The sequence below is a fragment of the Streptomyces sp. 8L genome (assembly GCF_020176795.1).
Taxonomy (GTDB): Bacteria; Actinomycetota; Actinomycetes; order Streptomycetales; family Streptomycetaceae; genus Streptomyces.
In genome coordinates this window covers 1-10,733 of the sequence record NZ_JAIUKE010000199.1, presented here as the reverse complement: position 1 = coordinate 10,733, position 10,733 = coordinate 1, and the positions used below count along the sequence as shown (strand labels likewise).

At 74.2% G+C, this 10,733-nt stretch carries 9 protein-coding genes and 1 pseudogene; 7 read left to right on the top strand and 3 right to left on the bottom strand.

Translation table 11 applies throughout. The annotated features are described in order from the left end of the window. Positions 1–479: 479 nt before the first annotated feature. The 3 genes from LCE31_RS18040 to LCE31_RS18030 all read right to left on the bottom strand — a co-directional run bounded on the left by LCE31_RS18040 (position 480) and on the right by LCE31_RS18030 (position 2,399). The gene (locus LCE31_RS18040) at positions 480–698 is read right to left on the bottom strand and encodes a heavy-metal-associated domain-containing protein (protein ID WP_225015366.1); all 219 of its coding nucleotides are present in this window, start codon (positions 696–698) and stop codon (positions 480–482) included. 119 nt (positions 699–817) lie between these two features. Further along, on the bottom strand, positions 818–1,015 hold the full coding sequence (locus LCE31_RS18035) for a helix-turn-helix transcriptional regulator (protein ID WP_225015364.1): 198 nt from the start codon (positions 1,013–1,015) through the stop codon (positions 818–820). A gap of 409 nt (positions 1,016–1,424) precedes the next feature. Further along, entirely contained in the window at positions 1,425–2,399 is a 975-nt protein-coding gene (locus LCE31_RS18030; protein WP_225015362.1) for a sugar phosphate isomerase/epimerase family protein, read from the bottom strand. 207 nt (positions 2,400–2,606) lie between these two features. On the opposite strand from LCE31_RS18030, the gene iolC reads away from it, so the two are divergent. The 7 genes and pseudogenes from iolC (at position 2,607) to LCE31_RS17995 (ending at position 10,664) form a co-directional block, all read left to right on the top strand. Then, positions 2,607–3,707 carry a 5-dehydro-2-deoxygluconokinase gene (iolC, locus tag LCE31_RS18025; RefSeq protein WP_225015361.1) on the top strand — a complete coding sequence of 367 codons (1,101 nt, stop codon included), beginning with the start codon at positions 2,607–2,609 and terminating at the stop codon, positions 3,705–3,707. Positions 3,708–3,727: 20 nt separating this feature from the next. Then, the gene (locus LCE31_RS18020) at positions 3,728–4,609 is read left to right on the top strand and encodes a Cgl0159 family (beta/alpha)8-fold protein (RefSeq protein WP_441349415.1); all 882 of its coding nucleotides are present in this window, start codon (positions 3,728–3,730) and stop codon (positions 4,607–4,609) included. 199 nt (positions 4,610–4,808) lie between these two features. Then, positions 4,809–5,774, top strand: coding sequence for a 5-deoxy-glucuronate isomerase (gene iolB, locus LCE31_RS18015; protein ID WP_225015357.1), 966 nt, complete (start codon positions 4,809–4,811; stop codon positions 5,772–5,774). After that, positions 5,774–7,732 (top strand): 3D-(3,5/4)-trihydroxycyclohexane-1,2-dione acylhydrolase (decyclizing), encoded by a 1,959-nt coding sequence (iolD, locus tag LCE31_RS18010; RefSeq protein ID WP_225015355.1) that lies wholly within the window; start codon positions 5,774–5,776, stop codon positions 7,730–7,732. Before iolB ends, iolD begins: the two co-directional genes overlap by 1 nt. An 85-nt stretch (positions 7,733–7,817) precedes the next feature. Continuing rightward, on the top strand, positions 7,818–9,320 hold the full coding sequence (locus tag LCE31_RS18005) for a CoA-acylating methylmalonate-semialdehyde dehydrogenase (protein WP_225015353.1): 1,503 nt from the start codon (positions 7,818–7,820) through the stop codon (positions 9,318–9,320). Positions 9,321–9,386: 66 nt separating this feature from the next. Further along, positions 9,387–10,079: pseudogene (locus tag LCE31_RS18000) on the top strand (alpha/beta fold hydrolase); the annotation flags it as partial. Continuing rightward, positions 10,068–10,664 carry a DinB family protein gene (locus tag LCE31_RS17995; RefSeq protein WP_225015368.1) on the top strand — a complete coding sequence of 199 codons (597 nt, stop codon included), beginning with the start codon at positions 10,068–10,070 and terminating at the stop codon, positions 10,662–10,664. The pseudogene LCE31_RS18000 and the gene LCE31_RS17995, both read left to right, overlap by 12 nt. The last annotated feature ends 69 nt before the right edge of the window (positions 10,665–10,733 follow it).

Below are 10,733 nucleotides of genomic sequence, written 5' to 3'. Positions count from 1 at the left end.
CCCCCCCCCCCGGGGGGGGGCCCCGGGGCCCCCGGGGGGGCGCGGGGGGGGGGGGGGCCGGCGGCGGCCCCCCCCCCCCAAACCCCCCCCCCCCCCCCCCCCCCCCCGGGGGGGGTGGGGGGGGCGCTTTCCATTTCCCCGGAGCGGATTCCCCCCACGGGATCCGGGCCGGGCGTATGCCGTAACCACCTGCGGTCACGTGTGCGGTTCGACCGGGGTACGTACGGGAGGGCCGCTCAAGCTCCCCTGTGCACGTGCCCCGGCCAATCGCTTGCCCGAGATGTCCCCCAAGACATCTCGTGAACGTCCCCCAAGACGTTCTCTGGCATCGTCCTCTATGACACACGAGCTGCTCTGATGGTTACCCATAAATCTATGTGATCTAGGTCTCCATGTGAAGGACTCGTGCCCCATGTGAAGGACACGCAACCGCAAAGACCTGGTCAGGTGCCCTGGTGGCGGTGGTCCGGCCGCCCGGCTCAGGCCTGTCCTGCGAGTTCGTAGCCGGCCTCGTCCACCGCCGCGCGGACGGCCGTCTCGTCGAGGGGGCTCGCGGAGGTCACGGTCACCCTGCCGGTGTCGGCCACCGCCTGGACGGTGACGACTCCGTCGATGCCGGAGATCTCGTCGGCCACGGCGCCCTCGCAGTGGCCGCAGCTCATGCCCGTGACCTGGTACACGGTGGTGACGTTGCTCATGACGTCCTCCTTGACGAACGTGGGTGGCACAACGGCTTCACTGTACCCCTAGGGGGTATGGAGTCCGCAGGTGGAGGGGTGTCGGGGGCTGTGCGGGCCCCGCGGGCCCGGCCGGGCGGTCAGGTCCTGCGGTTCCGGTTGCCCGGCCGGTTCGCGACCCAGGAGCGGATCGTGTCCGCGAACCAGAAGGGCCTGCCGTTCTCCACGTGGTCGGGCGGCGGCAGCAGCCCGTGCTTGCGATAGGAGCGGACGGTGTCCGGCTGGACCCGGATGTGCGCGGCGATCTCCTTGTAGGACCAGAGTCTGGTGTCGGTCATGTGCGTCCGTACCTCCCTGCGCGCACCGCAGCGCCGGTCCTGTCGGCCGGCGGAGGGGCTGCGGTGCGATCGGCCGGTTGATCACCGAGCCTGTGTCCATTCAGCGACGCAGCGTGATGGGGTGTCGATGCCTGTGGTGCGCCTGTGACCCGAAACCCGCGTAACCGAGACGTCTGTGACCAATGGTCGACTTTTGTGACAGAAACGGTTCTGGGGGACTGAAGCAGACGGACGTCAACTCTTGTGGCAAAGAGGCATTCGTTGTAGTGATCCCGCGCGACGCCCCGCTGACAGGCCCATGCCGGACGTGACGTACGGGCCCGACGGGTCAGACGTGACGTATGTGCCGGTCGGGTCGCTCGGGCCAGACGGGTCGGACGGCGCGTATCTGCCGTATGTGCTGGACGGGTCAGACGCCGCAGCCGCGCAGGAAGTGGCGCGTGCGGCGGGCGATGGGCAGGGGGCGGTCCGGCTCGCACGGGTACATGTCCTGCTCGACGATCGCGAACAGGTCGACCCCCAGCCGGCCCGCCGCCGCGAGCACGGGCTCCAGCGCGGGCACCCCGGCCGGCGGCTCACACATCACCCCGCGTGCGACGGCGGGGCCGAAGGGCAGCTGCTCGGCCACGACGGTTGCGAGGACCGCCGGGTCGACCTGCTTCAGATGCAGGTAGCCGATGCGCTCGCCGTAGGTCTCGATCAGTTCGACGCTGTCGCCGCCGCAGTACGTGTAGTGGCCGGTGTCCAGGCAGAGCGACACGTCGGCCGCGTCGGTGGCGTCGAGGAAGCGCGCCACGTTCTCCGCGGTGTCGACGTGCGTGTCCGCGTGCGGGTGGAAGACGATCCGCAGGCCGTACCTCTCCCGCACCTCGCGCCCCAGTCGTTCCGTCAGGGAGGTCAGATCGCGCCACTGCGCGGCCGTGAGCGTCCTGTCCTCCAGTACCGTGCCCGTCTTGTCGTCCCGCCAGAACGCGGGGATCACGACGAGGTGCTCCGCGCCCGTCGCGCGGGTCAGTTCCGCGATGGAGGCCACATGCTCCCAGGTGGCGTCCCAGACGGCCGGGCCGTGGTGCAGGCCCGTGAAGACCGTGCCCGCCGACACCCGCAGCCCGCGGTGCCCGGTCTCCTCCAGGAGGCGGGCCGGGTCGCTCGGCAGGTAGCCGTACGGGCCGAGCTCGATCCACTCGTATCCCGCGCCCGCGACCTCGTCGAGGAAGCGCTCCCACGGAACCTGCCGCGGGTCGTCGGGGAACCACACGCCCCACGAGTCGGGGGCCGAGCCGACCCTGATGCGCCGCGACGGTCCCGCCGGGGCCGACGGCGACGACCACTGCGAAGGCGACGGTGAGGGCGACGACGGTGACGAGGGCACTGAGGAGGCCATGGCATTCAGCTTTCCGGCCGCCCGGAAGCGGTGTCAAGGCAACGTCCGAATGTCATGACATACCGTTGACAGGGCTTCACGCGGCCCAGTAGACAGGTGCCGGCCTCCGCGAGGAGAGTCCGCGCGGCGCGGGCGCCCGGTGCGCGGCGCGGGGCACGGCGGGCCGGGCGCGAGGCAGGTCCGAGAGAGGTGGAGGGGACGGGACCCATGGACTCCGGACCGTACGACGTGATCACGATGGGCCGGATCGGGGTGGACCTCTATCCGCTGCGGACCGGGGTGCCTCTCCAGGATGTGGACAGCTTCGGCCGCTTCCTCGGCGGCTCCGCGGCGAATGTCGCGGTGGCGGGCGCCAGGCTCGGGCTGCGCACCGCCGTGGTCACCCGCACGGGCGCGGACCCGTTCGGCGCGTATCTGCACCGGCAGCTGCGGGAGTTCGGGGTCGACGACCGCTGGGTCACGCCGGTGGACGAGTACCAGACGCCGATCACCTTCTGCGAGGTCTTCCCGCCCGACGACTTCCCGCTGTACTTCTACCGCCGCCCCAAGGCGCCCGACCTGGAGATCCACCCGGGGGAACTGGACCTGGACGCGGTCGGGGCCGCGCGGATCTTCTGGATGACGGGCACCGGCCTGTGCGCCGAGCCGAGCCGCACCGCCACGCTGACGGCGCTCCGCTCCCGCGCACGGCGCGGCACCACGGTCTTCGACCTCGACTGGCGGCCGATGTTCTGGGACGAGGACCCGGGCGAGGCGTACGCGGCGGCCCTCGCGCAGGCGACGGTGGCGGTGGGCAATCTGGAGGAGTGCGAGACGGCGGTCGGCGAGCGCGAACCGCACGCCGCCGCCCGCGCGCTGCTCGCGGCGGGCCCGGAACTGGCCGTCGTGAAACAGGGCCCGAAGGGCGTCCTCGCCGTCCACCGCGACGGGACGACGGCCGAGGTGCCGCCGGTGGCCGTCGACGTCGTCAACGGCCTCGGCGCGGGCGACGCGTTCGGCGGCGCGCTCTGCCGCGGACTGCTGGCGGGCTGGCCACTCGACCGCACGATGCGGTACGCGAACGCGGCGGGCGCCATCGTCGCCTCGCGCCTCGCCTGCTCGTCGGCGATGCCGTACGCGCAGGAGGTCGACCAGGTGGCGGCGGGCGGCCCGGTCCCACCGGAGCGGGCGGCGCCCCCCGGACCGGCACCGGCAGGGGCCCCCGCACCGGCGTCCCTCGGACCTGCGTCCGCACCCGCACCGGCACCCGCGTCCGCACCCCCACCCGCATCGCCGCAGGCGCCGCCCGCGTCCGGAGGCGGGCGGTGAGCGCCGATCCGCTCGGACCCGTGGACGTCGCCGCCCTCGCGCGGCTGCGGGCTCGGCGTCCCGAGGCCGTCGCCGAGGCCGCGACGCGGCGCTCGCGCAGGCCGCTGCTCGGCGCGTCGGGACGGCTCATGATCATCGCGGCGGACCACCCCGCGCGCGGCGCGCTCGGCGCCGGCGGCGACCCGCTCGCCATGGCCGACCGGGCGGGCCTGCTCGAACGGCTCCGCGCCGCGCTGGCGAGGCCGGGCGTGGACGGCGTGCTCGGCACGGCGGACATCCTGGAGGACCTGCTCCTGCTCGGCGCCCTCGAGGACAAGGTCGTCCTCGGCTCCATGAACCGCGGCGGTCTCGCGGGCGCGTCCTTCGAACTCGACGACCGGTTCACCGGATACCGCGCGGAGGACCTGGCGAGGGACGGGTTCGACGCGGGCAAGCTGCTCCTGCGCGTCGACTACGACGACCCCGGCAGCGGCTCGGTCCGCACGCTGCACGCGGCGGCGCGCGCCGTGGACGCGATGGCGGCACGCGGACTGCCGGTGTTCGTGGAGCCGTTCATCTGCCGCAGGGACGCGGACGGGCGGCTGCGCAGCGACCTGAGCGCCGAGGGCGTCATCCGGTCCATCGCCATCGCCTCGGGGCTCGCCGGGACGTCCGCGTACACCTGGCTGAAGGTGCCCGTCACCGAGGACCCCGACGAGATGGCCCGGGTCATGGCGACGTCCACGCTGCCCGCCGTGCTGCTCGGCGGCGAGATCGGGGACGACCAGGAGGGTACGTACGAGAAGTGGCGCGGCGCGCTGCGGCTGCCGACCGTGCACGGGCTCGTCGTCGGCCGCTCGCTGCTCTACCCGGCGGACGGTGACGTCGTGAAGGCGGTCGACACGGCCGTCGGACTGCTCTGAGTCGCCCCCGGTGACGGCCACGGCCGGCCGGGTGCGCGGCGGTGCGGGTACGGCGAGGGCGCGGACAGCGGCGGGAGCGGGTAGGGAGAGACGTATGGCGACACCAGCGGAGCGAGGGACCCCGGCAGCCGGGGAACCGGCACCAGGACCGGCCCGGGGACCGGCGCGCGGCCCTGTCCACGGGGCGGGCGGCGCGGGCATGTCACCGGCCCCCGGCGGTGGCCGCCGCCACCATGTGCGCGCGGGCGAGGCCGCGTCGGGGCCGTACGCGCTCGACATCGGTCCCGAGCGCGCCGGGTGGACGTACTGCTCCCTGCGCGTCCTCGATCTGCCGCCCGGCGGCAGCCACACCTTCGACACCGGTGACAGCGAGTGGATCGTGCTGCCGCTCACCGGTGGCTGTACGGTGCGCACGGAGCGTGAGACCTTCGAACTGCATGGCCGCGACGGCGTGTTCGGCGCGGTCTCCGACTTCGCCTACCTCCCGCGCGACGGGAACGCCCAGATCGCCTCCGGTGCGGGGGGCCGGTTCGCTTTGGCAGGAGCGAAGTGCGAGCGACGACTCCCCGCTCGCTACGGCCCCGCGCCGGAGGTTCCCGTGGAGCTGCGCGGCGCGGGCATGTGCTCGCGCCAGGTGAACAACTTCGCGGCGGCGGGCGTGTTCCCGTGCGACCGGCTCATCGCGGTGGAGGTGCTGACGCCGGGCGGCAACTGGTCGTCCTACCCGCCGCACAAGCACGACGAGCACCGGCCGGGCGCCGAGTCGGTGCTGGAGGAGATCTACTACTTCGAGATCGACCGGCGCGAGGGCGCCCCCGCGCCCCGGCCCGGCGCTGACGGCACTGACGACGCGGACGACAGCGCTGACGGCGCGGATGACGGCGCTGTCGGCTACCACCGCGTCTCGCCGTCGCGGCCCGGCGGTACCGACGTCCTCGCGGAGGTGCGCGGCGGCGACACCGTCCTCATCCCCGACGGCTGGCACGGCCCGTCCATCGCCGCCCCCGGCCGCGCCCTGTACTACCTGAACGTCATGGCGGGCCCCGGCGCGCGCGAGTGGCTGATCAGCGACCACCCCGACCACCGCTGGGTCAGGGACACCTGGCGGGACCAGGCGGTCGACCCGCGCCTTCCGCTGTACACCGCCGACCGAGGGGACTCCTGATGGGCACCGCCACGAACCCCGCGCACACCACGGACCCCGCCGACGGCACGGACCCGGCACACGAGACGCCTCCCACGCGCCGGCTCACCGTCGCCCAGGCGCTGATCACCTTCCTGACGCGCCAGTACACCGAGCGCGACGGCGAGCGCCACCGGCTCATCGACGCCGTGTGGGGCATCTTCGGCCACGGCAACGTCGCGGGTGTCGGCCAGGCCCTCGTGGAGGCGGACGGCGCCATGCGCTACGTCCAGGGGCGCAGCGAACAGGCCATGGTGCACGCCGCCGTCGGCTACGCCCGGCAGAGCGGCCGGCTCTCCGCGCACGCCGTGACGACGTCCATCGGCCCCGGCGCCACCAACCTCGTCACGGGCGCCGCCCTCGCGACCGTCAACCGGCTGCCCGTACTGCTGCTGCCGGGCGACACGTTCGCGACCCGGCCCGCCGACCCGGTGCTCCAGCAGCTCGAAGTGCGCGCGGCGGGCGACGTGTCCGTCAACGACGCGCTGCGGCCCGTCTCCGCGTACTTCGACCGGATCGGCCGCCCCGAGGCGCTGATCCCCGCCGCGCTCGCCGCGATGCGGGTGCTCACCGACCCGGCCGAGACCGGCGCCGTGACGCTCGCGCTGCCCCAGGACGTCCAGGCGGAGGCGTACGACTGGCCCGAGGAGTTCTTCGCAGAGCGGGTGTGGCGGGTGCGCCGCCAGGCGCCGGACCCGGACGAACTCGCGGACGCCGTGGCTCTCGTACGCGCGGCCCGCAGGCCGCTGCTCGTGGCGGGCGGCGGAGTGCACCACAGCCGCGCGGAGGAGGCGCTCGCCGCGTTCGCCGGGGCCACCGGCATCCCCGTCGCCTCCACCCAGGCGGGCAAGGGATCGCTGCCCTACGACCACCCCTGCGACGTCGGCGGCGTCGGCCACACCGGTACGGCGACGGCGGACGAACTCGCCCGCGCGGCCGACCTGGTGATCGGGGTGGGCACCCGCTGGTCGGACTTCTCGACGGCGTCGGCGACGCTGTTCGCCGGCCGGGGCGTCCGCTTCCTCAACCTCAACGTGACGGGGTTCGACGCGCACAAGCTCGCCGCGCACCCGCTCGTCGCGGATGCCCGCACGGCGCTCGAAGCGCTCGCGGCGGGCCTCGCCGGCCACCGCGTCGAGCCCGCCTACGCGGCGGCGTACGGCGCGGCGAAGGAGCGCTGGGAGGCGCGCGTCAGCGCCGCCTTCGACGCGCCCGACGCGTCGGCGCGGCCCACCCAGGGCCAGGTGGTCGGCGCGCTCGACGCGCTGGTGACGGCGGACGACATCGTCGTCAACGCCGCCGGATCGCTCCCCGGCGACCTGCACAAGCTGTGGCGGGCCAGGTCACGGGACCAGTACCACGTCGAGTACGGCTACTCCTGCATGGGCTACGAGATCCCGGCCGCGATCGGCGTGCTGATGGCGCGGCCGAACCGCCCGGTCTGGGCGCTCGTCGGCGACGGCACGTACCTGATGAACCCCACCGAGATCGTCACCGCGGTGCAGGAGCGGCTGCCGCTGCGCCTCGTCATCCTCCAGAACCACGGGTACGCGTCGATCGGCGGCCTGTCGGAGTCGGTCGGTGCCGAGGGGTACGGCACGGCCTACCGCTTCCGCACGGGCGGGGCCGGCGACCCGGGCGGCACGTACACGGGTGATCCGCTGCCGGTCGACCTCGCGGCGAACGCGGCGGCGCTCGGGATGCGGGTGCTGCGCGCCAAGACCGTGGGCGAACTGCGCGAGGCGCTGGCACGCGCGCGCTCGGCCGAGGCCCCCACATGTGTCTACGTGGAGACCGAAACGCCCGACACTGTGTCCGCCGTACCGCCCGCGCAGGCGTGGTGGGATGTACCGGTCGCCGAGACGGCGGGCCGTCCGGCCGCCGTCGGGGCACGCGAGGTGTACGACAGGAACAGGGCCGCCCGGCGCCGCCACCTGTGAGCCGAGATCCGTCCGACAGCGACCCGCCGTCCGCGACCTGTGAGCGGCGGCCCGCGAGCCGCGATCTGTAAAGGAGATCCCGCCGATGAAGACCGTGAACCACTGGATCGACGGCAAGAGCGCCGAGGGCACGTCCGCCCGGTACGGCGACGTCACCGACCCGGCGACCGGCGAGGTCACCACCCGGGTCGCCTTCGCCTCGACGGACGACGTGGACGCGGCGGTGGCCGCCGCGAAGGCCGCGTACACGACGTGGGGCACGTCCTCGCTCGCGCAGCGCACGGCGGTCCTCTTCCGCTACCGCGCCCTGCTCGACGCGCGCCGCGACGACATCGCCGCGCTGATCACCGCGGAGCACGGCAAGGTGCGCTCCGACGCGCTCGGCGAGGTCGCGCGCGGTCTGGAGATCGTCGAGCTGGCCTGCGGGATCACGACCGCGCTCAAGGGCGAGCTGTCCACCCAGGTCTCCTCCCGGGTGGACGTGGCCTCGATCCGGCAGCCGCTCGGGGTCGTCGCGGGCATCACGCCGTTCAACTTCCCCGCGATGGTGCCGATGTGGATGTTCCCGGTGGCGATCGCGTGCGGGAACACGTTCGTGCTGAAGCCGAGCGAGAAGGACCCGTCCGCCTCCGTGCTGCTCGCGGAGCTGGCCGCGGAGGCGGGCCTGCCGCAGGGCGTGCTGAACGTCCTGCACGGCGACAAGGTGGCGGTGGACGGGCTGCTCGGCCATCCGGACGTGGCCGCCGTGTCGTTCGTCGGCTCCACCCCCGTCGCCCGTTACATCCACGGCAGGGCGTCGGCCGCGGGCAAGCGCGTCCAGGCGCTCGGCGGTGCGAAGAACCACATGCTGGTCCTGCCCGACGCGGACCTCGACGCGGCGGCGGACGCGGCCGTCTCCGCGGCCTACGGCTCCGCGGGCGAACGGTGCATGGCCATCTCCGCGGTAGTGGCGGTCGGTTCCGCCGGCGACGCGCTGGTGGCGAAGATCGCGGAGCGCGCGAAGAAGATCACGATCGGCCCGGGCGACGACCCGGCCTCCGAGATGGGCCCGCTGATCACCGCCGCACACCGCGACAAGGTCGCGGGCTATGTGCGCGGCGCGGGCGGCCAGGGCGCGGAGGTGGTCCTCGACGGTACCGGCTTCACGGTCGACGGCTACGAGAACGGCCACTGGATCGGCCTGTCCCTGCTGGACCGGGTCGCCACGGACTCCGACGCGTACCGCGACGAGATCTTCGGCCCGGTGCTGTGCGTGCTGCGCGCGGAGACGTACGAGGAGGGCGTCGGCCTCATCAACGCGTCGCCCTACGGCAACGGCACCGCGATCTTCACCCGCGACGGCGGCGCGGCCCGCCGCTTCCAGCTGGAGGTCGAGGCGGGCATGGTCGGCGTGAACGTGCCGATCCCGGTGCCGGTGGGCTACCACTCGTTCGGCGGCTGGAAGGACTCGCTGTTCGGGGACCACCACGTCTACGGCAACGACGGCGTCCACTTCTACACGCGCGGCAAGGTCGTCACGACCCGCTGGCCGGACCCGGCGGAGACGCCGGCGGGCGTCGACCTGGGCTTCCCGAGCGAGCACCACTGAGGCGGACGCCGTGGGCCCTCGGCCGTCCCGGGCCCGTTGTCAGTGCTGGCCGCTACGTTGTCCGGCATGGCGAACTTCGTGTTGGTGGCAGGGGCGTGGCTCGGTGCGTGGGCCTGGGACGAGGTGGCGCCCGGGCTCCGGGCGGCGGGGCACGGCGCGTATCCGCTGACGCTGCCCGGCCTGGCCGAGCGGCGCGGCGAGGAGACGGGGCAGCAGGGCCACGTGGCCGCGATCGTGGCGGAGGTCGAGCGGCGCGACCTGCGCGAGGTCGTGCTGGTCGGCCACAGCTACTCGGGCGTCCCGGTCGGGCAGGCGGCCCGGCGGATCGGTGACCGGCTGGCGCGGGTGGTCTTCGTGGACTCCAGTGTGCCGGTCGACGGCGAGTCCTTCGCGTCCGCCTGGTCGGACGAGGGACGGGCGGCGCTCGCCAGGTCCTTCGAGGAACACGACGGGTTCTGGGCCCCGTTGACGGCGGAGGACTGCGAGGGCCAGGGCCTGACGGACGGGCAGGCCGGGCGGCTCGTGCGCGGCGCGACCCCGCACCCCGGCGCCACTCTGACCGAACCGGCCGTCCTCGCACGCCCGTTGGACGACCTCCCGGCGACGTACGTCAAGTGCCTGCTGGACGGCCCGGAGCCGGACCCGGTGGCGGCCGGGCTGCTGAAGGGCGAGAGCTGGCGGCTCAAGGAGCTGGACACGGGCCACTGGCCCATGTTCTCCGCACCGGAGGAGCTGACGGCCGTCCTCGTGGGGGAGGCGCCGTCGGCGGCCGGCGGCGCGGGGCCGGCCGCGTCCACCGGCCTGACCGCGCTGGACCCGCACGGCAGGCCGGAAGCCCCGGTCGCGGGCGGGGAGGCCGCCACCCTGCTGGGCTTCCTCGACTTCCAGCGCGCCACCCTGGCGTGGAAGTGCGCGGGGCTGGACGAGTCCGGGCTGGCCGCGACGGTCGGCGCCTCGTCCATGACCCTCGGCGGCATCCTCAAGCACCTGGCATACGTGGAGGACAGCTGGTTCTCCGTGTCGCTGCACGGCGCGGACGCCGCCCCCGCCTGGGCGGGCGTCGACTGGACCGAGGACCCCGACTGGGAGTGGCACTCGGCGGCCGGGGACAGCCCGGAGCGGCTCCGGGCCCTCTGGCAGGAGAGCGTGACGCGTTCCAGGGAGCTGGTGGCCGGGGCCCTCGCCGAGGGCGGCGGCCTGGAGCGTCCGGCCCGCCGCGCCTGGCCGGACGGCCGTACGCCCAGCCTGCGGTGGATCGTGGTGCACATGATCGAGGAGTACGCACGCCACAACGGCCACGCGGACTTCCTGCGGGAGGCGGTGGACGGGGAGACGGGGGAGTAGCCGCACCCGCCCGCGGGGGGCGCCCCCCGCCCGCACGAGGCGCCCCCCGAGCGGCGCGCCCCGCTGGGC